The sequence below is a fragment of the Kitasatospora sp. MBT66 genome (assembly GCF_000710405.2).
Taxonomy (GTDB): domain Bacteria; phylum Actinomycetota; class Actinomycetes; order Streptomycetales; family Streptomycetaceae; genus Kitasatospora; species Kitasatospora purpeofusca.
Genome location: NZ_JAIY01000016.1, coordinates 370,150 through 391,881 on the forward strand (window position 1 = coordinate 370,150; position 21,732 = coordinate 391,881).

A 21,732-nucleotide genomic window follows, 5' to 3' on the forward strand; every position below is an offset into this window, starting at 1 on the left:
TTCCCGGCGCCGTTCGGGCCGAGGAACCCGGTGACCAGACCCGGGCGGACGGTGAAGGTGAGCTCGTCGACGGCGGCGGTGCGGCCGTAACGCTTCGTCAGGCGGTGGACTTCGATCATGTGCTCCACACTGCCGCCGGGCCGCCCACCGGCACATCCGACCGGGGAGGACACCTCGGTGCTCCCCGCTGTCACCCCTGGTCGTACAGCCCCGGTCCGATGCCGCGCCCCGCCCCCACCTCGTACGATCACCGCATGTCCGAGACGCTCGCGCCCCCGCCGACCCTCCCGCCCCGGCTCCGGCGGGTACCGCCCGGCGCCTGGACCGCGCTCGCGTGGTGCCTCTCGCTGCTGTGGCCCGCCGCCGCGGACGGCGGCCGTCCGTCCCGGGGGACCGCCGTCGACGCGATCGACCCGAACCACCCGCCGGCCGTCCACCAGGACTGGCTGACGGCGGTGTTCACCACCCCGGTCGCCCTTCTCGCCGCCGCCCTGCTGCGCCGCCGGCCCCGCACGGCCGTCGCGCTGCTGCTCGCCGCCACCGTGGCGCAGACCAAGGCCTGGCGCTGGGAGCTCCAACTGCCGCCGACCGCGCTGCTCGCGGTGGTCACCGCCCTCTGCCTGGTCACCGCCGCCGAACCGCGCCGGACCTCGCGCGCGGCCCTGGCCATGGTGCTGGGCGCGCTGACGCTGCATCTGCTGCTCGCGCCCGCGCTCGGCGGCGGGCTGCTGCTCACCGGCACCCGGATCGGCGCCAACGACGCGGGCGTCCTGATCGCCGTCATCGCCTGGCTGGTGGGCCGTTCGGTGCACCAGTCCCGGGAGCACGCCGAGACGTTGAGCGCCCGGGCGGCGGCGCAGGCCGTCACCGCCGAACGGCTGCGGATCGCCCGCGAGATGCACGACACCGTGGCGCACAGCATCGGCATCGTCGCCCTCCAGGCGGGCGCGGCCCGCCGGGTCCTCGACAGCCGGCCGGACCGGGCCCGCGAGGCCCTCACCGAGATCGAGACCGCCGGCCGGGAGACCCTGGCCGGGCTGCGCCGGATGCTCGGCGCACTCCGCCGCGCCGACGACGCCGACCACGCCGACGGCCCGGGCGGCACCGGCGGCCGGGGCACCGACGGCTCGTCCGTCCCGGCCCAGGGCCCGCCCGGTCTGGCCGACCTCGACCGGCTGGCCGCCGCGACCACCGCCGCCGGCGTGCGGGTCGACCTCCGCTGGCAGGGCGAACGGCACCCACTGCCGCCCGAGGTGGACCTGGCGGCCTTCCGGATCGTCCAGGAGTCGCTGGCCAATGTGGTCCGCCACGCCGGCACCCCCTCCTGCCGGGTCACCGTCGACCACCGGAGCCCCGCCGAACTCGCACTCGACATCAGCGACCGGGGCCGGGGCCGCGGCACCTCCCCCGCCGGCTACGGGCTGGTGGGCCTCCGGGAACGGGTCGCCCTGCTGCACGGCGACTTCACCGCCGCTCCCCGTCCCGACGGTGGCTTCCGGGTCACCGCCCGCCTGCCGCTGAAGGGGTCCGCCCGATGACACCCGCACCGCCCACCGCCCCCGCCGTCCCCGCCACCCCGGTCGTCCCGGTCGTCCCGGTCGTCCGCGTCCTCCTGGCCGACGACCAGCCCCTCGTCCGGGCCGCCCTGGAGATGGTCATCACCGAGGCCGAGGACCTGGAGGTGGTCGGCGAGGCCGGGAACGGCGCCGAGGCCGTCCGCCTCGCCGAGGAACTCCGCCCCGACGTCGTGGTGATGGACATCCGGATGCCCGTGCTCGACGGCATCGAGGCCACCCGCCGGGTCACCGCCGGTCCTTCGCCGGCCCGCGTCGTCGTCCTCACCACCTTCGACGAGGACGAGAACGTCTACGCCGCCCTGCACGCGGGCGCCTCCGGATTCCTCGTCAAGGACATGGCCCTGGACGACATCCTCGACGCGATCCGGGTGGTCGCCGCCGGCGAGGCCCTGCTCTCCCCGAGCGTCACCCGCCGCCTCATCGCCGAGTTCACCGCCCGCCCGGCCCCGGCCCCGGCCGTCGCACCCGCGTCCGTGCCCTCGCCCTCGCCCTCGCCCTCGTCCTCGCCCTCGGGGGCCGACCGCCTCGCGGCCATCACCGAGCGGGAACGCGAGATCCTCACCCTGGTCGGCCGCGGCCTCGCCAATCCCGAGATCGCCACCGAACTCGTCCTCAGCCCCGCCACGGTCAAGACCTACATCACCCGCCTGCTCACCAAGCTCGCCGCCCGCGACCGGGTCCAACTCGTCATCCTCGCCTACGAGTCCGGCCTGGTACCGCTGACCGCCGGTCCCTCACCGGACCGGCGGTGACAGCGGGTCGGCTCCCCGCCCAGGGTGCTGCGAAGGCTCAGTTCACCGCGTAGGTCACGTAGTAGACGGAGCCCTCGACGTCGGACCTGGCGAGTTTGGCGATATTGCCCCTCCCCTGCTCGTCCTCGCGGATCTGGACGGAGCCGAGCAGGTCGTCGCTGGAGACGGAGTCGAAGTCCCAGAGCGAGACGTTCTGGGCGAAGGAGACCGGAACGTCGATGCCCGGCTGGGCGGACTGGCCGGCCTGGATGCTGGTGGTCTGCTCGCCGCCGGGCCAGATGCTGTGGTCCAGTCCGCCGGCGGTGTCGGTGGTGATGTACAGGTCGTCGGGGTCGGAGCGGGCGGTGTCGATCATCTGCACGGCCGAGGGGATGCCCCGCACGACGGACTCCAGGGACCCCAGGCCGAGCTCGTCCAGCGGAATGGACTCGGCCAGATCGGCGATGGCTTCGTTGACCCCCACATCGGTTCCGGTCGCGGCGTGCAGGCACCACACGTCGCGAATTGTCGCGGTCGCGGTCATGACGGCCTCCTGGGTCGACTTGATCGGGTCGGCTCTCATCGAGCGTCGAAAGGATCGAAAGGAGACGAATGACGGAATGCGACCATTGTCACTCCGGTCCGGGAGCACGGTCCACTCCTCCCGGTGACAAGGTCCGCGGGGCGCAAAGAATCTCACGGAAGGTATTGGAGCACCCGCGGGCTCGGGAATAGAGTGGGTCACATACCCGACAACTTGCCCTGCCGAGAGCTCTTTCCCGCAGGTCGACACCCGTGAGGAGATGGGTCCGGCACACCCTGGCCCATTGCCGTCGGCCCTGGACCGGCGCTCCGTCAGATCGGCGACCGATTCTCCCGGGGCGGTGCGGCGCGGCATTCCGCGGTCCGACCGGTGGCGTTGCGCCACCGGTACGTAATTCCCGGATCGATCACAATACGTGGCTCGGGCCGTGAATTGTCACTGCCCGTGATATTTCCCGGCGGCGTACTGCCGGCCGGCGGCCGTATGCCGCCGACCCGCGGCTGACGAGGAGCGAGGTGTGCCATGGGCGGCATTCCGGGGCTCGACCTGGAGAAACTGGCGGACGGTAATCTCCCGGACACGCTGAAGATCGACCTGCCGTTACCTCCGGTGCAACTGCGCGGCCAGCTGGACCGCAAGGGCTTCACGGAGTTCTCGGGGGTGCTGAGCGCGGCGATGCCGGTCACCACGGTGACGGCCTTCGGTCAGATCTCGCTGGGCCGGCCGCCGGCGTTCATCGTGCTGATGGGCGCGACCTTCCCCGAGCCCGGGCTGCAGATCGGGCTCGGCTTCGCGGTCAGCGGCATCGGCGGGGTGGTGGGGATCAACAAGGCGGTCGACCGGGACACCCTGCTGGCCTGCATCGCCGACGGCACCGCCGGTGAACTGCTGTTCCCGCCCGACCCGGTGGAGGCGGCGCTGCGGGTGATCCCCCGGCTGGCGTCGCTGTTCCCGACCGTTCCGGGGCGGCTCGTGGTCGGGCCGATGTTCCGGATCTCCTGGGGCGGCCGGATGGTCGACCTGTCGGCGGCCGTGGTGGCCGAGCTGCCCGATCCGGTGCGGCTGTCGATCCTCGGCATCCTGCGGGTGATGGTGCCCGATCCGGCGGCGCCGGTCATCGAGCTGAAGGCGACCTTCGCGGGACAGTACGACACGGCCGAGCCGAGCGCCTTCCTGATGGCCTCCCTGACGGGTTCGCGGATGGCGGGCATCCCGCTCGACGGTGACGTCCTGGTGCTCAGCCGGGGCGGGGACGACCCGCTCTTCGTGCTCAGCGCGGGCGGCTTCCACCCGGCGTTCCCGGTCCCGCGCGGGGTGCCGAACCTGCACCGGCTGGCGATGGACCTCTCCCCCACGCCCTGGCTCCAGCTGCGCTGCGAGGCGTACTTCGCGGTGACCAGCAACACCGTCCAGTTCGGGGCGAAGCTGTCGCTGGTCGCCGAGATCGCGGGCTGCGGTCTGCGCGGGCAGTTCGCCCTGGACGTGCTGATCCACTTCAGTCCGACGATGTCGTTCACCGCGTCGATGCGCGGCGCGCTGTCGGTCGAGGCGTTCGGCGAGACCCTGCTCGGCATCGCGTTCGAGCTGGTCCTGGAGGGTCCCACCCCCTGGCACGCGGTCGGCCGGGGCCGGATCAAGCTCTTCCTGTTCAAGGTGTCGTTCAACTTCGACCTCAGCTGGGGCGGCGGGCCGCCGCCGCTGCCGGCCGCCCGCGTCGACCTCGCCGACGAGCTGGTCAAGGCGTTCGCGCAGCCCTCGGCGTGGAGCGTGCTGCCGCCGTCCGCCGCCGAGCGCAGCCCGGTGCGGCTCGCCCCGTTCGCGAACCGGCTGCTGGCCGAGGGACGCCGGGTGCACCCGCACGGCCGGCTGGCGGCCCGCCAGCACGTGCTGCCGTTCGGCGTGGACATCGCGCGCTTCGGGCACGCCGTCGTCGACCCGCCGGAGCGTTGGGACATCGTCGAGCCCCGGCTCGGCGAGGACGACGCCCGCGAGGGCTCGGTCTCCGATTCCTTCGCGCCCGGGCAGTTCCTGGACCTGACCGAGGACCAGCAGCTGAGCACCGGCGCCTTCGCCCGGTACCGGTCGGGCGTCCGGTTCGCCCCCGATCTCTCGGGGCCGGACGACTCGGCCTTCGTCGGGGTGGAGCTCGGCTGGGAGACCAGGATCGTCCAGGATCCGGTGCCGATGCGCACCCACCTCCGGCACATGGTCCGCGCCCGCGCCCACGTCTCCGCCGAACACGTGGCCGCCGCCGCCTCGATCCGCGACGCCCACTGGTGGCAGACCCCCGGCCCGGCGCTCCGGGTGGCGGCGGAGCAACCGCTCGCGGCGGTGTCCAGCTGGTCGATGACGGAACTCACGGTCGCGGCGGCGCCGCCCGTCGGCGACACCGGAATGCCGAACGCCGAACTGCGCGGCCTGCTGCGCGACCGGACCGGGGTCCGGGTGGTGGAGGCCTGGGAGGCGAGACTCCGATGAGCGGCGACGACCTGGAGTTCGCACCGTACCTGCAGAGCCCGGTCGGCGCGGCGATCCCCCACACCGCCACCAACCTCGAACCCGACCTGGCGCCCACCTTCACCCTGACCGGGCCCCGGAACCGGCGGCTGCCGGTGCAGGGCCACGGCCTGCGGATGCTCGGCCCCGAGGGCGTGGTGGGCCTGGACACCCGGCACATCCTGCGTGTCGAACCGGTGCCCGGCAGCACCGACGTGGAGCCCAACTACCTGCCCTTCGTGGAGTTCGACCTGCCCGAGCTGCCCTGGCTGTTCACCCCGGCCAGGGCCGCGGACGGACGCCTGCGGCCCTGGCTGCAGCTGATCGTGGTGGAGGCCGCCGGGCACGCCGTCCAGCCGGGCAGCCCGCTGCCCTTCGTCGATGTCGAGATCGGGCTGCTGCCGCCGCTCGAGGAGGCCTGGCAGTGGGCGCACATCCAGCGCCCGGCCGGACAGTCCGGACCGATGATCTCCCGGCTGCTCTGCCCGCGTCGGCTCGACGCCGACCTCGACTACACGGCCTGCCTGGTGCCGTCCTTCCAGGGCGGGGTGAGCGCCGGGCTCACCGGCGGCTTCGCCGAGATCGACCAGCCGGGCGACGCCTGGCCCTTCCCCGGCCGGGACGTCTTCCGGCTGCCCGTCTACCACTCCTGGGGCTTCCGCACCGGCGCGGAGGGCGACTTCGAGCAGCTGGCGACAGCCGTGGTGCCGCTGCGGCCGGAGGAGGCCGGACTGCTGGGCGGGCGCACCGTCGACGTCACCCGGCCCTGGCCGCACGGCGATCCGCTCGCCTCCGGCGACCCGGCGGCCGGCCGGCAGACCATCACCGTGCAGGGCGTCCTCACCCTGTTCGACCCGCCGCCGGGCACCGTCACCCCGGCCGCCCTGGACGACTTCAGGACCAGGGTCGCGGCGCACATCGACCGCGGCACCGAGACCGAGCTCGCGCCACCGCTGTACGGCGGCCACCCGGTGGTCGCCCGGACCGTCGAACCGGGCGCGACCGGCTGGCTGGCCGAACTCAACCTCGACCCGGAGCACCGGATCGCGGCCGCCCTCGGCGCCGACTGGGTGCGGGAGAACCAGGAGTTCCTGATGGCCCGCGCCTGGGACCAGCTGGGCGCCGTCCGGGAGGCCAACCGAAGACTGCAGGAGACCGTCTTCTGCACCGCGGTCTGCGACTCGCTGTACCGGCGCCATCTGCAGACCCTCTCCGCCGGCGAGCTGATGGCGGTGGCCGCGCCGGTCGGCGACCGGCTCCGCACCGACAGCGGACTGCCGCTGCGGACCGAGGTCGCGGTCAGCCCGGCCCCGACCGCGATGGCCGACGCCGCCTACCACCGGCTGCTGCGCCGGCGCGGGCCGCTCGCCCGCCGCGCCTCCCTCGACGGCGACAGCCTGGCCCGGCGCACGATGACCGGCGCACTGCTGCCCCCGCTGCCGGTCCCGATGGTGACCCGGCCCGGCGCCTCGCCCGCCTTCGCGGCCGGGGCCGGCGACGCGTTCGCGGAACGCGTCGACGGCGCCCTGCACTCCGCCGCCACCCGGCACACCACCGGGATGCTGCGCACGATGGCGGCGGTGGCCCCGGCTGCGCTGGCCAACGGCTTCGCGGACCAGGCCGGGGCGATCACCTCGCTGCTGGCCCCCTCGATCGGGCGGATGGCGGGCGGCCAGCAGGGATTCGCCGCCGACTCCATGACCGCCGACGACCTGCTCCTGTCGGAGCAGCTGTTCGACCCCGGGACGGTCGGGCCGCTGGTCGGCGACCTCACCGGCACGACGGAATCGCTCCCGGACGACTTCGGCATGACGCTCTCCGCCCCGTTCACCGTCCTGGCCGGCCAGGAGTCGATGACCGACGACCCCGGGAGCCAGCTCCTCCAGTACGGGGTGCCGATCGACCCCGACTCCTACCGGCAGCGGTTGGTCGGCGCGCTCGACCCGACACCGCTGCTGGCCGCCCGGCTGGAGGACCGGATCACCGTGACCGGCGAGTCCCTGGTCGCGCCGCCCGAGCAGCCGACCGACCCGGTGATGGTCTGCCCGGACTTCCCCGCCGCGATGGCGCTCGCGATCAAGGAGAGCGAACCCGACTGGTTCCTGCCCGGCATCGCCGCCGTCCCGGACGACCGGGCCGTACTGCTGAAGGCCAACGGACCGTTCATCGCCGCCTTCATGGTCGGCGCCAACGACGAGCTCAACCGGGAGATGCGCTGGCGCGAGTACCCCACCGACCTGCGCGGCAGCCCGTTCACCCACTTCTGGCCGCGCCCCGACGGCCTCGCCGACATCCCGCCGGTGCACGGCTGGGCTCCCGACGGCGCCCTCGGCAGCCACCTCGCCCTGGACGCCAACGACCTGGACGTGCTGCTGATCCGCGGCCGGCTGGTGCACCGCTACCCCGGAATGATCGTGGCCGCCGTCCCGCCCGCCGCCGTCCAGGACCCCCTGCTCGCCCCGGACACCTGGGTGGCACCCGTCATGGTGCTGCCCGTGGACGGGCGCACCTGCGCCTACGCCTTCCAGCTGCCGCCCGGCCAGGACATCCACACCTGGTGGATCGTGCTTGCCGAGAACGGCCGGCGGCTCCGGTTCGGCTACGACACCGCGCCCGGCACCGGCCCCGGCATGACGAGCTGGGACGAGCTCAACTGGGAGCGCGTCCAGGTCGACGGCTTCGCCTCGCTCGGCCGGATGCCGGACAACCCGCCGACCTCGGAGCTGGACCACCCGCTCACCACCGGGCGGAGCTGGAACTCCGCCGACGTCGCCCGGGTCACCCTGCAACGGCCGTTCCGTCTGCTCCGCACCGCCCGCAGCCTGATGGGAGAAGCCCCGTGACCAGCGAGATCGCCGCCGCGCACCGCGCCGTCAGCGACGCCCGGGTCGCCCTCGACTGGTCGAGGACCGGACTCGCCGGCTACGAGAAACGGGTACTCGCCCAGGAGACCGGCCTGGAGGCCGAACACCTGGCCGCCGCCCAGGAGGCGGACGCCGCCCAGACCCGCTACCAGCAGGCCCGCGAGGCCTACCGGGACCTGGCGACCGCCGAGCCGCCGCTCTGGTCCGAGGACGGCTCCGACCCGCTGGTGCTCCTCCCGTTACGGCTGGAGACCGTCTACCGGGGCCTCGGCGGCCCCGAACCGCAGCTGTGGATCCGGGCCTACCCCGACGACATCCACGTCGACTCCCACGAGACCGGCCTCACCGCCGCCGAGCGCACCGCCACCGAGGCCTACTGGGCGGAGGTCTGGGCCGCCGGCCCGAACGCGGACGGCCGCGCGGCCGCCTGGAGCACCCTCGTCGCCGCCGTCGGCCCCGGCCGGGCCTGCTGGGCCGTCCGCGCCCTGCACCCGCAGGGCCCCCGCCCCGGTACCGAGACCCCGCCGGACGCGGTCGCGCCCTCCCCGGAACCCTGGGCCGCCGAACCGACCGTCGTCGACTCCACCTTCACCCGCGCCGCGCACAGCTACGTGCTGCCCGACCGACTGGTGTTCTCCGGCTACGAGACCACCGGTGACGGCCAGATCGGCCTGCTCTGGCGCCAGGAGGGCGAGCCGATCGACGCGCGGCTGGACGTCGGCCCGGCCCCCGGCAAACCGGTGCCACCGCGCTGGCTCGGCGACTTCGACGAGGCCGTACGGGTCGGCATGGGCGTCCGGGTGCCGCTGACCGGGCTGCGCACCGACTTCAGCCTGGTCACCGTCACCGGCGTGCGCGGCGGCTCCTCCGCCGACACCTCGCAGCTGCTCAGCACCCTGCTGGAGGCCCACCGCTGCACCGACGGCCTGGCCGTCCTGCCCACCGGCACGCCCACCAACAACACCGACGCCACCCGCTCGGCCTGGCACCCGCGCACCCCGCCGGAGCCGCCGGACCGCGTCGACGAGCAGCAGGCCGCCCTCACGCCCGGCAGCACCCAGGCGGCGGCGCGGGCCGCGACCGCCCTCGGCCGGCCCGCCGCCGCCGTCCTCGCCGGGGCCACCGACGGACTCACCGACGACGAGCACCAGCTGCTGACCCTGCTCCAGACCGCGGCCGGCGCCTTCTCCGCCGCCTCCAGCAGCTGGCGCACCCTGGAGGGCACCACCCTGCCCGACCTCACCTTCCTGGTCTCGCACTACATCCACCACGTCCGCGGCCGGGGCCTGCTGCCGACGCTGCGGGTGGGCAACCAGCCGTACGGCCTGCTGCCCGTCACCTCGCTCGACCTGTGGCACGGCAGCGAGGTGGACCTGCGGATCCTCAACCACATCTCCGGCTTCCGGACCCTGATCGAGTCGCAGGCCTTCCGCTCCCCCGGGGTCGGCGCCGGCGGCGACCCGGACCAGGTGATCACCGACCTGCTGCACCGGCTGCCCGCCTCCCGCCGGCTGCGGTACATGCAGCAGGACATCCTCGACCCGCCGTTCGAGCCGCCGCCGGACACCCCGATCGGGACCGTTCCGCACGACAGCCGGTTCACCTGGGCGGTGCCGCCCTCCCTGGAATACGTGCCCTTCCCGGTGGAGTTCCTGTGCGACCAACGGCCGACCCCCGAGATGGTGGAACTCGCCCGGGCCCGGCCGGTCCGCTTCATGTGGGGCTTCTGGCAGCAGGCGCTGCCGGCGCTCGCCACGGGGCAGGGGGTGTCGCAGGAACTCTTCGAGCGGATCACGGCCCTGAGCTCCATCACCGAGGCGATCAGCACCGGCCGGCTGGGGCTCTTCTACCACTACGCCACCAGCGTGATGTTCACCTACGCCTTCCACGTGGGCCAGTCCCACCAGGCCGGCGGGCCGGTGCCCGCCCCGGGGATCGAACTCCGGAACGGCGAACTCGTCACCGCCGCCGGCTTCGCGCCGCAGTTCCTCGACTGGCTCTCGCTCGCGTTCGAACAACTCGCCGCCGCCGAGGACATGTCGCTCATCACCCCGCCGCCGCCCGACCCCTCGGCCCCGCCCCCGCCCGAGGGCGCCGACCTGCCGTACGCCGACACCCCGCGCCTGGAGCTGCTGCTCTGCGAGGCGCTGGACACCCAGACCCACCGGCTGGATGCGTGGATGTCCTCGGTCGCCCACGCCCGCCTCGCCAAGACCCGGGCCACCCGGCCCGACGGCACCCACCTGGGGGCGTACGGCTGGGTGGCCGACCTCCACCCGCGCCCGGAGTCGCTGCCGCCGGAGGAGCCGCTGCCCGGTGACGAACCGGGGACCCCGGCCGAGGGCGGCGAGGGAGGCGAGGGCGGTGAGGGAGGCGAGGGCGGCGAGCCGCAGACCAACGACGGCTACCTCCTCGCCCCGTCCCTGCACCACGCCGTCACCGCCGCCGTGCTGCGCTCGGGCTGGCTCAGCCACACCGACCGCCAGGCCTTCGCCGTCGACCTCAGCGCCGCCCGGGTGCGCCGCGCCCTCGCCGTCGTCGACGGCGTCCGCTCCGGCCAGAGCCTCGGCGCCCTGCTCGGCTACCGGTTCGAACGCGGTCTGCACGACAACGGGCTGGACGCCCTGGTGGCCGTCATCCGGGCCGGCTACCCGATGCCCCGCCTGGTCGACCCGAGCGTTCCCGGCAGCGACGAGGCCAGGACCGCGATCGCGGCCCGCGACGTCGTCGACGGACTGGCCCTGCTGGCCGACTGGCGCGCCCACGGCCAGCAGCTGCAGGACATCCTCGGCAACCTTCCCCCCGAGGACCTGCCCCTGCTCGACGGGGCCACCACCCTGATGCTGGAACTGGCGGACACCCTCGACGCGGTCGGTGACCTGCTGCTCGCCGAGAGCGTGCACCAGCTGGTCGCCGGCAGCCCGCTGCGCGCCGCGTCCTCGGCCGACGGCATCACCCGCGGCGACCGCCTCCCGCAGGACTTCGAGGTGATCCGCACCCCGCGCGCCGCCACCGCCCTGACCCACCGGGTCGCCGTGCTCACGCCCCACGTACCCGTACCCGGTTGGGACGCGACCAGGCCGCTCGCCCAGCTGGAGCCCGCCGTCGAACGCTGGTGCGAGGCCCGGCTCGGCGACCCCGGCCGCTGGCGGTTCGACTTCGGCGACCCGGCCGCACCGCTCACCCTCACCCTCGCCGACCTCGGCGTCTGCGCGCTCGACGTGGTCCTCGGCGCCGGACCGCCGGGCAACCGCGACACCGACCCCGCCCAGCAGGACACCGCCCTCGCCCGCCGCCTGCTGCGCCGGGCCGCCGCCCGGGCCGGCGCCGCGACCAGCCCGCCCGTCACGGATACCGGCGCCGCGCGATTCGCCGAACTGCGGCTGCTCTGCAACGCGCTGGCGGGCGTGCTCGCCGGCGCCAAGCCGCTGCTCACCTCGCACCTCGACCAGGGGAGCGGCGACGACTGGGCCGGCGCCGACCTGACCGGCCTCGCCGCCCGGGTGGAGAGCTGGCACAACGCCACCACCAGTGCCATCGCCAACCTGGTCGAACAGGTGAAGGTGCTGCCGGGCCTCGCCGACACGGTGTCCCGCACCCTGGACAGCCTCGCCGACCTCGGGGTCACCTCCGCCTACAGCCTCGGCCCGCCGACCGACGACGCCGGGATCGCGGAGCTGCGGAAACAGGCCGCTACCGTCCTCGACCACTTCGCCGCCGACCCGCTCGCCCCGCTGCCCGGCCCCCCGCCCACGGAGCCGACCGCGGCGCTCGGCTGGGTCACCGCCGTCACCGCCGCGGTCTCCTCGGCGCTCGCCGGCACCCTGCCCGTGCTCGCCGAGCTGCGACTCGGCGGCACCCCGGCGGGCGACGCGCTCACCGGCGCGCCACCGGAGGGCGCGGACGAGGACGGCACCGGCAACTGGCTGGTGCAGATGGAACGCGTCCGGCCGAACGTCCGCGCCCTCGACGACGCGCTCGCCGCCGCGGAGGTCCTGGCCGACGTCCCGCCCGGCGGCACGACCGTCGTCCAACTCCCCGCCGGACAGCCCTGGATCGCCCGCGGCACGGCCCCCGTACCGTCCAGGACCAGGCCCGCCGCCCGCCACAGCGCGCTGCTTCGCACCGACGGCGCCCCCGATCCGGACCACGTCGCGGGACTCCTGATCGACTCCTGGACCGAGTCCGTCCCCGAACCGCCCCCCGCTCCCCCCGCCGACGCCCCACCGCCCGGGGGCGACGCCGAGCCCGCCGTCGAGGAGCTGGGCGGACTGGCCTTCCACTACAACCAGCCCGACGCCCGTGCCCCGCAGGCCCTGCTGGTCGCGGTGCCGCCCGACCCGCTGCGCGGCTGGCGGATGGAGGACGTGCACGCGATCGTCGAGGAGACCTACGCCCTCGCCCGGATCCGGGGCCTGGACCTCAACGACCTCACCGAACTCCGCGGGCTACTGCCCGTCCAGAACAGGACCCCGCCGCACCAGCTGACGTCCGGGTAGGCCCGTGGACCGGGGATGCCCCCGGAGGCCCGACGGCTCGGACACCCCGGGCGCCCCGGGCACCCCGGGAGCCCTGGGGGACCGGGGGTTCTGGAAGCCCTGGTAACCGTGGTAACACCCGTCAGGAGGAACCATGCCGACGATGTTCCGGTACGAGCCGGTACCCCGTGACATCGGCGTCGAGGAGGCGCTGGCGGCCCGGATCGGCGACGCAGCCCATCTGCTCGCCCGCCAGTACGCCTTCGGCGAGTTCGCCGGCGACGACGCCGCCTCGCCCGTCGATGTCGCACTCGCGCAGGAGATCCATCTGCTGGACGGCTGGCGGCCGGGCAGCCCCGGGGTCGACGGGGACGGTGACGGCGAGGGCGCAGGTGACGGCGAGGGCGACTGGCAGCCGTACCGGCCGGGCCGGATGGTGCTGGAGGAACTCGTCGAGCAGGAGCCCGCGGCCGGACCCGACGCCAGGCTGACGCTGGCCGCCGGCCTGCGCTGGCGCCGCGAACTCGCCTCGGCCGGCCTCGCCGCGCTGCTCCCCGCCTTCGCCACCACCTGCCCCTGCACCGTCGACGGGCCGCTCGCGCCCGCCCCGCTCGGCGCCGCCGTCCGGAGCCGGCTGCCCGACCCCGTCGCGCTGGCACCGTGGCTGGCCAGGCTCGTGGACCGGGACGAGACCGCGGCGAAGGAGTTCGGCGCGGCCGCCCCCGACCAGGAGGCCCTGGCCGGCGCGGCGGCGCGCTGGCTGGACTGGTGGACGCCGCGCGCGCCGGAGGGAACGCCCGACGCACCCGCGCCGGTGCCCGACGGCGTCGCCCCCGCGCCCCCGCCCCCGGTCGGCTGGAACCCCAACCGGCTCGAATACGCCTTCGCGGTGCGCTCCTCCACCGTCCCCGAGCTGGAGCTGCGCGCCCAGGAGTACCCGGGCGGCCACCTGGACTGGTGGGCCGTCGACGCCCCGCCCGCCGACATCCCGGTCACCGAGGCCGCCGTGACGCACGAACAGCGCGCCGTCGTCCCCACCCCGGCGATCTTCGGCGGCATGCCCGCGTCCCGGTACTGGGAGATGGAGGACGCCAGGATCAACTTCGGCTCCGTGGACACCAGCCCCGCCGACCTCGGACGGCTGCTGCTGATCGCCTTCACCACGGTGTACGGCAACGACTGGTTCTGCTGCCCGCTGCCGAGCCCGGTGGGCTCGCTCAGCCGGGTCGTGCACTGCTCGGTCACGGACGTCTTCGGCGGCGCGACCGTGCTCGCCCACGCCTCCCTGGAGGACCCGGAGTGGAACCTCTTCGGCCTCGGCGAGGACCGCGGCGGCAGCGCCATGGGCGGCGGCGCCGGGGACGGCACCGGACCGCCGCCCTCCCCCTGGTTCTACCGGGCCGCGTCGCTGCCCGCCGGACTGGAGAGCCCGCCCGCCGAGTCCGTGCTGCTGCTGCGCGACGAGGCGGCGAACCTCGCCTGGGCGGTCGAGGAGACCGTCGGCGACCTGGCCGGGGAGCCGCTGGACCGCTACGCCCGCTGGGTGGCGGCCCGCCCGCCCCGGCCGACCGCCGAACCCGGCGACCCGCCCGCCGACCGCTACCTGCTCGCCACCGAGGTCCCGGGCCACTGGTACCCGCTGGTGCCCCAGCCGGTCGACCCGGCCGCGCCGGAGCAGATCCGGCTGCGGCTCGCCGGTCTGGTCCGCGACGAGAACACCCCGGCGCAGCCGCTCGGCCGGCTGCTCGGGGAGCAGCAGTGGCTGTTCGAGGAGGAGGTCCCGCGCTCCGGCGTCCGGGTGGAGCGCAGCCGCCAGTACACCCGCTGGCACGACGGCTCCGCCCACGCCTGGTCGGCGCGGCGCAAGGTCAGCGGCACCGGCTCGGGCTCCAGCGGGCTGCGCTACGACGTGCTGGAGCCCCCGCCGGGTCAGGCCCCCGTACCGCCGCCGCCCGAACCGCAGCCCGAACCGCAACCCGGGCCGGCGGCGCCTCCCGAGGAGTGAGTGATGCACGACAGCGTCAGGAACGGGTTCAACGCGTTCAGCGAACCGTTGGAGAGCCGTGAGCACATGATGTACCTGGATGTGAAGAGCCTGGTGTCGACCGGCGTCGGCAACCTGCTCGACGCCGACGACCCGGAGAACTTCGGCAGCAACCCGGTGCCGCTGCCGGACACCTTCACCCTGGACTGGTCGGACCGGAACACCGGCGCCCCGGCCGACCGGGCCGCCGTCGAGGACGAGTACCGGAAGATCAAGTTCAGCGGCACCGCCAACGCGCCGACCTCCCAGAAGCGGGCCATCGCGCAACTGCTGGTCTCCGACGCGTCGATCGACGGGCTGATCACCACCAAGCTGGACTCCTTCGAGAGCTCGCTGCGCGGCCGGTCGCCGTTCGCCGGATTCGACGGCTGGCCCGCCCCTGGGCAGCTCGGCCTGCTCAGCATGGCCTGGGCGATGGGCCCGATGTTCCGCTTCCCGCACTTCGAGGCCGCCGCGGCCGACGGCGACTGGCAGACCATGGCCCGGGAGTGCCGGATGACGGAGGCCGGGAACTCCGGCGTCGTCCCGCGCAACGTCCGCAACGCCCTGCTCCTCACCCTCGCCGGCTGGGTCACCTCCCAGGGCGGCGACATCACCGACCTGGTCTACGACCCCACCGTCCCGCTGGACGCCAACCTCCGCTCGGGCACCCTGCCGGTGCCGCTCAACCTCCTGATCGGCGTCCAGACCGCCCTGGAGACCCTGGGTTTCGACCCGCACGGCCTGGACGGCATCGCGGGCCCCGGCACCCGGGGCGCCCTCACCGCCTTCCAGGGCGCCAACGGCCTCACCCCCACCCCCGGCGTCAGCGGCATCGACGACGTCCCCGAGGAGACCGTCGCCGCCCTGGCCGCCCAGCTCGACGCCCGCGGCGTGACCCGCTTCCCCTGACCGGCTACCTTCGCCCCGCAGCCCGACCCGCGCGACTCGCCTGTTCCGTCCGTTCCGCCCGATCCGCGCTGGTCGTCGGCAGGCCCGCGACGAGCAGCGCCGCCAGGCTCGCCGCCGCCCCCACCGCGACCACCGCCGGCCAGCCACCGTGCGCCCAGGCGAACGAGCCCACGAGGGAGCCCAGCGCGATGCCCAGGAACCGGAGCGTGAACCAGCACGTGTTGAGACGGCTGTGGAGCTCCGGGTCCAGGGTGAACAGGACCCCCTGACAGACGGCCTGGTTGCCCCAGGTACCGACGTCGAGGACGACCACCCCGACCGTCAGCCAGAGGATGCCGCTCCCTCCGGGCAGCAGCAGCGCCCAGCCGACGGCGGTCACGGCGATCGGGGCGAGCACCGCGCGGCGCCGGCCGAAGCGGTCCGCCAGCCTCCCGGCGGCCCCGGAGGCGAGCGCGCCGGCCACCGCGACCAGGCCGAACAGGCCCACCACGGTGGAGCCGTAGTAGTAGCGCTCCTCGAGGAGGAAGGTGAGGGCGGTCCAGAAGGCGCCGAAGGAGACACCGACCAGGCCCCCCGAGACAGTGATCCGGCGCACCGCCGGGTGGGTCGCGAACAGCCGCGGCACCGAGGCCAGCAGCTCGCGGTAGGGCGTGGCCCGGGCCGCCGGGACCGTGGGCAGCGCCCGCCGCAGGACCAGCGCCAGCAGCAGGGTCACTGCGCACGAGCACCCGAACACGGCGCGCCAACCCGCCAGTTCGGCGAGCGCCCCGGAGTACGTCCGGGAGGCCAGCACCCCGACCAGCAGACCGGCCTGGACGGTACCGACGGTCCGCCCGGGGCCGCGGTCGCCCGCCAGCGCGACGGCCAGCGGCGCCACCAGCTGCGGGACCGGGGAGAGCACGCCCAGGACGAAGACCGCGACCACCAGCAGTCCCGCCGTCGGGGCGAGTGCGCAGGCGGCCAGGGCGCCGGCCGAGGCCGCGCACAGGCCGAGGACCAGCCGACGCCGGTCCAGGCTGTCGCCGAGCGGCACCAGGAGCGCGATGCCCGCCGCGTACCCGATCTGGGTCGCGGTCGGCACGGCGCCGAGCGTCGCGGGCGGGACGTGCAGTGCGGCGGCGGCGCTGCCCAGCAACGGCTGGCCGAGGTAGATGTTGGCGGCGGTCAGGGCACTGGTCGTGGCGAGCAGCGCGGTGACCCGTCGCGGCCCAGGGACCTCACGGTCGTTCTCGATCACGGGAGGAGACGCTACGGAGACCCGCCTGTGGCAAGCTTTCGCCGATCCGCCGTCCACTGTCGAGAGTGCGCCAAATGCATGGCAAGAGCGAGAACCGCGACGACTACCAGCACGTGCCGCGCCCGCTGGCGGCGATGGCCCGCGACCTGCCCGCCGGCCACCACATCCCCCCGCACCACCACCGCCGGGCCCAGCTGATCTACGGAACCAGCGGGGCGATCACCGTCGTCACCGACCGGGGGACCTGGGTGGTCCCGGCCACCCGGGGAGTCTGGGTCCCGGCCGGCGTCGTGCACGCGATGACCTGCACCGGGCCGGTGCGGATGCGCACGCTGTACCTCGAACCCGGCGCCGCGGTCGGCCTGCCCGACACACCGACGGTCGTCGCGGTGCCGCCGCTGCTGCGCGAACTCATCGACGCCGCCACCCGCATCCCGCTCGACTACCGGACCGACGGCCGCGACGGCCGCCTCGTCGACCTGCTGCTCCACGAACTCGCGCCGCAACCCGTCCCCGCCCTGCACCTCCCGGTCCCGACCGACCCCGCCCTGGACGCACTCTGCGCGGCGGTCCGCGCCACCCCGGGCGCCCGCTGGACGACCACGACCGCCGCCGCCCACGCCCACCTCAGCCCGCGCAGCCTCCAACGCCGCTTCCCCGCCGCGACCGGCATGACCCTGGCGCACTGGATCCAGCAGGCCCGCCTGATCCACGCCGTCACCCTGCTCGCCGCCGACACCCCGGTCACCACCGTCGCCACCGCCCTCGGCTACGCCACCCCGAGCGCGTTCACCGCGATGTTCCACCGCACCCTGGGCGTCCCCCCGAGTGCCTGGTTCGCCTGACCACTCTCGGCGCGCCCCGGGACCGTACGCGACCGAAGCGGTACTAATGGCACATGCCCACCAGCCAACAACTGCACTACCTTCGCTCGCAATTGACCCCGCCCGGCGAAGAACCGCCCACCCTGGTGGCGGAGTTCGCGACCGGACGCGGACGGCTCGGCACCCTGGCCGTCCTCGCCGCCCAGCAACAACGGATCATCACCTCCGACCGCCGCAGCCTCCTCCTGCTCGCGACCCGCTGCGCGGACGTTCCACTGGGCGCCTGGTTCGCCGGCCTCGCCGAGGGCGAGAGCGCGGCGCTGCGCACCCTGCCCGCCTTCGCCACCGCCTGCGGCCCGACCGGGACCGCCGCCGAACCACTGCCCGGCTGCCAGGCCTACCCCGCCTACCTCGCCTGGCTCGCCCTGAACGGCCACCCACCCGCCGTGGCAGCCGCCCTGGTCGCCAACTTCACGGCATGGGGCGGCTATTGCGCCACCCTGGCCGGGGCACTGCGACGCTTCCACGGGTTCGAGGAGGAGCCCTGCGCCTTCTTCGACTTCTTCGCCCAGCCCCCGACCGCCCTGGAACAGGCAGCCGCCGAGGCAATCGGCCCGGCAGGCCTCACCGACCCGGACCTTGATGCCGCACGTGAGTACGGCCGCCTGCTCCAGGCCTACGAGCAACTCTTCTGGACCACCCTCACCGAACTCCCCTGAGATCGCGTTGCCACCAGCGCTCAAGCTCGATCACCGGTCGACCACTACTACGAGTTCCGCCAACTCGGCGGCAGTCGGCCGGTCCTCGGGATCCGCCAACAGAACATCCCGCAGGCGGACTTGAAGAGCAGGCCAGGACATCGAGGTCGACATCGGAACCGCGCGTCGGGCAATGGCCGCGCGCATGGCCTCCACCGACGCACCCCTCCCCATGCCAACCGCCTCGTAGTCCAGCGGCCACCTCCCGGTGACACTGGTCCACAGCGTGCCTGCGAGGGCGTAGACGTCGGCGGCCCGCGTCGTGTCGACGGGCTGTGGGCCGTTGATGATCCGGGCGGCCAGCTCAGGGGCGGTGAGGTGGATCATCGTGCCGTCGAACCTCCGCCACGGCGTGCCACCGACCTGCCGCGACCAGGCGAAGTCCAGCAGCCGGACACCGTCCTCGGTGTGGATCCCGTGCTGGGGCTGGAGGTCACCGTGCACCCATCCGGCCCCGTGCAGGTCGGCCACCGCGCGACACAACCCGACCGCGGCCTCCAGCGCTTCCCGCCGCCCTCCGGTGTCCTTGCGCACCGGCCGGAACACCTCCCAGGTGGACGGCCCGGCCAGCCACGGGGTGACGTACCAGACGCCGTCGTCGAAGCGACCGGCCGTCACCGTGTACTCGGAGAGCTGATCCAGGACAGACGCTTCGCGGGCGGTGACCTCGGCGGCCTCGCCGGTGCCGAGCTTGATGCTCACCACACCCTGCGGACCACTGGCCTTCCACACCGCCGAGCCCCGCCGGTCGCTGATCTCCTCCAGCTCGACGAGCCCGCAGACCTCCTCCGCGGCCTTCAGCGCCACTGCGGCGCCAGGAGGGAACTCGCCCATTCTCTCACTGCCTTCCACTCACAAGGAACGTGCTCGAAGACGTCGCGCCCGTCATCGACCGCCACGGACAACGCCGCGGCCAGGTCGGGCGTACCCGTCAAGAACTTCGGATCCAACAGCCTCACACCCGCCCGCACCGGCAGGAACGACAAGGGCGGCGGCGGGATACTCCCGCCGCGCCGACCTGTCTCCACAGCACCCTGGGCAAACTTCCCGATCATGACCCCGACCGGCGCGTACAGGTGCTTCAACGCCCAGTGGGGCCAAGCAAGCAGCTCACGATGGTCCGCGCCGACGCAGTGCCCGCGCAGCACGACGTTCTCGCACGCGAGGACACCGTACGGCCGTGCCATCAGCGGACGTACCCATTCCGCAGCCTGCACGCCGGCATAGAACAACTCCGCCTCCACCGCGTACCGACAGTTGCCGGGGGTGATCTCATAGACCGTCCACCCGGTCATACCGCGCCGGATCGACGGTCGCAGGAACGGGCAGTGCTCGTCCAAGCCGGCAAGGTATCCGTCCGCGCCGAAGGGGTGCTCCGTGCGGGCCCCGGTGAGGCGGAGCGCCCCGGCGGTCGGCCGGGGCGCTCCGCCGAACGGTGCCGTGATCACAGGCAGGACGCCGTCGGGGCCATGTCGCCATCGCCCGGGACGGGCGAGCAGTTCCACTCGCCCCGTACCTCGCCGGTCTCGCGGTACCTGGCCAGGGCCTCGGTGTCGAGCGTGCCGTCAGCGCTCGTGAACCAGACCGCCGGCAGCGGCCCGTACGCCTCCTCGTACGCTCCCACCCAGGTGATGAAGCCGCTGCCCCTGCCCTCGACGTGGGCCAGCCTGCGGCCCGCGTGCCGGAGCGTGAACGCCTCGTACGCCTCCGGGTCGTCCGCCAGCCGGTGCCACGCCGTGTCGACGGCGGCGGAGAACATCTCCGGCACCGCTTCACCGGAGTCGATCCGTCGCGCCGCGATCGCGAAGTACTTGCCCAGCTCGTCCAGCTCGGTGGTGGACTTGACGGTGATGCTCACGGGTTTCTCCCATCGGATCGGTGCTGCTCGCCCGGGAACGGGTAGCGGCTGCATCCAGTGAACGGCGCGGGAGTTGTCGCGAACCAGAGCAGAAAGTTACTGTCTGTCAGGCGCAATCAACGCACTGTTCGGCCTGACCTGGGCCTGTCGATCCGAGCGGAGGAGGCCGTGACTCCGAGGCGCAAGGGCTTCGCGGAGCGCCGCAAGGCACTGGGCTACAGCCAGGAGGCATTCGCCCACGAGTTGGGAGTGGCGGTTTCCACCGTCGCCCGCTGGGAGGCCGGCGCGACCGACCCCCAGGGATACATTCACCCCAAGCTGGCGAAGGCCCTCAGGATCACTCCCGAACGACTGGCGGAGCTCCTCGCGCCTGCGGCACCGCACCCATGCCGTCCGGTGGTCTACGCCGCCGGCCCATCTGTTGGCGATACTGACGACATGAAGCGCCGCGAAATTCTGAGCTTGTCGCCGCGACCGGCGCCCTCGTTGCGCTGCCGACCTCCAGCGCGGCCTCGCCCCGTACTGGCGCGTCTGCCGCACTTGCCGAAACCGGACCCGAGTTGAACGCGCACCTCTGGAAGGTGTTCGGCCTGTCCGACTCGAAGCAGGCCGTCTACCCCTTGGTCCGACACCAGTTGAACCTCCTGGCCACCGCGCTGGGCGAGCAGCAGAGCGAGGCCGCGCATCAGAAGCTCTGCACACTTGTGGGAGATCTGTACCAGCTCGCGGGCGAGATCTTCTTCGACGCCAACCAGTACACCGATGCGGCCTACTGCTACACCCTGGCCGCCAGCGCCAGCAGGGAGGCCGGCGCCTACGACATGTGGGCATGTGCCCTGACCCGGCACGCGTTCGTGGAACTGTACGAGAACCGGTTCGGCGTCGCGGCTCCGATACTCGCGGCGGCATCCCGCGTCGCCGAACGAGGGGACCACCAGTTGTCGACCCGCTACTGGGTGGCGGCGGTCCAGGCAGAGACCCATGCGGGTCTCGGCGACCTCGATGCGACCGAGCGCGCGCTCGACAACGCCGAGCAGGTGCACAACCTCTCGGGGGAACCACACAACGGAGGCTGGCTCCGGTTCGACGGCTCCCGCCTCGCCGAGGAACGTGGAACCTGCTATCTCGCGCTCGGCCGACCGGATCTGGCGGAGCAGGCATTGACCACTGCCCTGTCGCAGCGGCTCTCGCCCCGCCGCCGGGGAGCTGTGCTCGCGGAGTTGGCAGCCCTCGGAGTCGAACGCAGCGATCTCGACCAGGCGAGTCACTACACTCACGCCGCGCTGGAGCTGGCGAGCCGGAGCGGGTCGGGCTTCATCGGGAGGAAGTTGGAGACCGTCAAGAGCCGCCTCGTCCCCCTGATGACCGACAGCCGGGCCTCGACGCTGCAGCAGCAGATCTCGGCGCTCGACAGCGCCGTCTGACAAAGG

At 73.9% G+C, this 21,732-nt stretch carries 16 protein-coding genes; 11 read left to right on the forward strand and 5 right to left on the reverse strand.

The annotated features are described in order from the left end of the window. Positions 1-254 precede the first annotated feature (254 nt). Complete coding sequence (locus BI06_RS37555) at positions 255-1,538, forward strand: sensor histidine kinase (RefSeq protein ID WP_043475817.1); 1,284 nt, start codon at positions 255-257, stop codon at positions 1,536-1,538. Continuing rightward, positions 1,535-2,329, forward strand: coding sequence for a response regulator transcription factor (locus BI06_RS37560; RefSeq protein WP_082558965.1), 795 nt, complete (start codon positions 1,535-1,537; stop codon positions 2,327-2,329). The genes BI06_RS37555 and BI06_RS37560 overlap by 4 nt, the downstream gene beginning before the upstream one ends. A gap of 37 nt (positions 2,330-2,366) precedes the next feature. Here BI06_RS37560 and BI06_RS37565 read toward each other — a convergent pair whose 3' ends face one another. After that, positions 2,367-2,852 carry a hypothetical protein gene (locus BI06_RS37565; protein ID WP_043476331.1) on the reverse strand — a complete coding sequence of 162 codons (486 nt, stop codon included), beginning with the start codon at positions 2,850-2,852 and terminating at the stop codon, positions 2,367-2,369. Positions 2,853-3,374: 522 nt separating this feature from the next. Between BI06_RS37565 and BI06_RS37570 the strand changes: the two genes are divergently transcribed. The 5 genes from BI06_RS37570 to BI06_RS37590 all read left to right on the forward strand — a co-directional run bounded on the left by BI06_RS37570 (position 3,375) and on the right by BI06_RS37590 (position 15,625). After that, positions 3,375-5,330: a DUF6603 domain-containing protein gene (locus tag BI06_RS37570; protein ID WP_051742738.1), complete on the forward strand. Its 1,956-nt coding sequence runs from the start codon at positions 3,375-3,377 to the stop codon at positions 5,328-5,330. Next, positions 5,327-8,191 carry a hypothetical protein gene (locus BI06_RS37575; RefSeq protein ID WP_043475818.1) on the forward strand — a complete coding sequence of 955 codons (2,865 nt, stop codon included), beginning with the start codon at positions 5,327-5,329 and terminating at the stop codon, positions 8,189-8,191. Before BI06_RS37570 ends, BI06_RS37575 begins: the two co-directional genes overlap by 4 nt. Next, positions 8,188-12,711: a hypothetical protein gene (locus BI06_RS37580; protein ID WP_043475823.1), complete on the forward strand. Its 4,524-nt coding sequence runs from the start codon at positions 8,188-8,190 to the stop codon at positions 12,709-12,711. Before BI06_RS37575 ends, BI06_RS37580 begins: the two co-directional genes overlap by 4 nt. Positions 12,712-12,844: 133 nt before the next feature. Beyond that, positions 12,845-14,695, forward strand: a complete 1,851-nt coding sequence (locus BI06_RS37585; protein WP_043475826.1) for a hypothetical protein — start codon at positions 12,845-12,847, stop codon at positions 14,693-14,695. A gap of 3 nt (positions 14,696-14,698) precedes the next feature. Further along, positions 14,699-15,625 carry a peptidoglycan-binding protein gene (locus tag BI06_RS37590; RefSeq protein ID WP_030393080.1) on the forward strand — a complete coding sequence of 309 codons (927 nt, stop codon included), beginning with the start codon at positions 14,699-14,701 and terminating at the stop codon, positions 15,623-15,625. Positions 15,626-15,629: 4 nt separating this feature from the next. On the opposite strand, the gene BI06_RS37595 is transcribed toward BI06_RS37590, so the two are convergent. Continuing rightward, on the reverse strand, positions 15,630-16,862 hold the full coding sequence (locus tag BI06_RS37595) for an MFS transporter (RefSeq protein WP_043475828.1): 1,233 nt from the start codon (positions 16,860-16,862) through the stop codon (positions 15,630-15,632). Between the two features lie 74 nt (positions 16,863-16,936). Between BI06_RS37595 and BI06_RS37600 the strand changes: the two genes are divergently transcribed. Both BI06_RS37600 and BI06_RS37605 read left to right on the forward strand, forming a co-directional pair. Beyond that, a complete protein-coding gene (locus BI06_RS37600; protein ID WP_030393082.1) occupies positions 16,937-17,707 on the forward strand; it encodes a helix-turn-helix transcriptional regulator in 771 nt (256 codons plus the stop codon). 53 nt (positions 17,708-17,760) lie between these two features. Then, a complete protein-coding gene (locus BI06_RS37605; protein WP_063795111.1) occupies positions 17,761-18,405 on the forward strand; it encodes a hypothetical protein in 645 nt (214 codons plus the stop codon). 30 nt (positions 18,406-18,435) lie between these two features. Here BI06_RS37605 and BI06_RS37610 read toward each other — a convergent pair whose 3' ends face one another. The 3 genes from BI06_RS37610 to BI06_RS37620 all read right to left on the reverse strand — a co-directional run bounded on the left by BI06_RS37610 (position 18,436) and on the right by BI06_RS37620 (position 20,302). After that, positions 18,436-19,278 carry a hypothetical protein gene (locus BI06_RS37610; RefSeq protein ID WP_043475830.1) on the reverse strand — a complete coding sequence of 281 codons (843 nt, stop codon included), beginning with the start codon at positions 19,276-19,278 and terminating at the stop codon, positions 18,436-18,438. Continuing rightward, on the reverse strand, positions 19,242-19,784 hold the full coding sequence (locus BI06_RS37615) for a hypothetical protein (RefSeq protein ID WP_233290449.1): 543 nt from the start codon (positions 19,782-19,784) through the stop codon (positions 19,242-19,244). The genes BI06_RS37610 and BI06_RS37615 overlap by 37 nt, the downstream gene beginning before the upstream one ends. A 104-nt stretch (positions 19,785-19,888) precedes the next feature. After that, positions 19,889-20,302 (reverse strand): hypothetical protein, encoded by a 414-nt coding sequence (locus BI06_RS37620; RefSeq protein ID WP_233290450.1) that lies wholly within the window; start codon positions 20,300-20,302, stop codon positions 19,889-19,891. A 249-nt stretch (positions 20,303-20,551) separates the two neighbouring features. Here BI06_RS37620 and BI06_RS54240 point away from each other — a divergent pair, with 249 nt between their 5' ends. Beyond that, positions 20,552-20,866 carry a hypothetical protein gene (locus BI06_RS54240; protein ID WP_233290473.1) on the forward strand — a complete coding sequence of 105 codons (315 nt, stop codon included), beginning with the start codon at positions 20,552-20,554 and terminating at the stop codon, positions 20,864-20,866. Further along, positions 20,863-21,726: a transcriptional regulator gene (locus tag BI06_RS37625; RefSeq protein WP_043475832.1), complete on the forward strand. Its 864-nt coding sequence runs from the start codon at positions 20,863-20,865 to the stop codon at positions 21,724-21,726. The genes BI06_RS54240 and BI06_RS37625 overlap by 4 nt, the downstream gene beginning before the upstream one ends. Positions 21,727-21,732 lie beyond the last annotated feature (6 nt).

What these genes read in the sequence shown, in the direction of transcription:
- BI06_RS37555 (WP_043475817.1), top strand. Translation starts at nt 255, where the DNA reads ATGTCCGAGACGCTCGCGCCCCCGCCGACCCTCCCGCCCCGGCTCCGG.
- BI06_RS37560 (WP_082558965.1), top strand. Translation starts at nt 1,535, where the DNA reads ATGACACCCGCACCGCCCACCGCCCCCGCCGTCCCCGCCACCCCGGTC.
- BI06_RS37565 (WP_043476331.1), bottom strand. Translation starts at nt 2,852, where the DNA reads ATGACCGCGACCGCGACAATTCGCGACGTGTGGTGCCTGCACGCCGCG.
- BI06_RS37570 (WP_051742738.1), top strand. Translation starts at nt 3,375, where the DNA reads ATGGGCGGCATTCCGGGGCTCGACCTGGAGAAACTGGCGGACGGTAAT.
- BI06_RS37575 (WP_043475818.1), top strand. Translation starts at nt 5,327, where the DNA reads ATGAGCGGCGACGACCTGGAGTTCGCACCGTACCTGCAGAGCCCGGTC.
- BI06_RS37585 (WP_043475826.1), top strand. Translation starts at nt 12,845, where the DNA reads ATGCCGACGATGTTCCGGTACGAGCCGGTACCCCGTGACATCGGCGTC.
- BI06_RS37590 (WP_030393080.1), top strand. Translation starts at nt 14,699, where the DNA reads ATGCACGACAGCGTCAGGAACGGGTTCAACGCGTTCAGCGAACCGTTG.
- BI06_RS37600 (WP_030393082.1), top strand. Translation starts at nt 16,937, where the DNA reads ATGCATGGCAAGAGCGAGAACCGCGACGACTACCAGCACGTGCCGCGC.
- BI06_RS37605 (WP_063795111.1), top strand. Translation starts at nt 17,761, where the DNA reads ATGCCCACCAGCCAACAACTGCACTACCTTCGCTCGCAATTGACCCCG.
- BI06_RS37610 (WP_043475830.1), bottom strand. Translation starts at nt 19,278, where the DNA reads ATGGGCGAGTTCCCTCCTGGCGCCGCAGTGGCGCTGAAGGCCGCGGAG.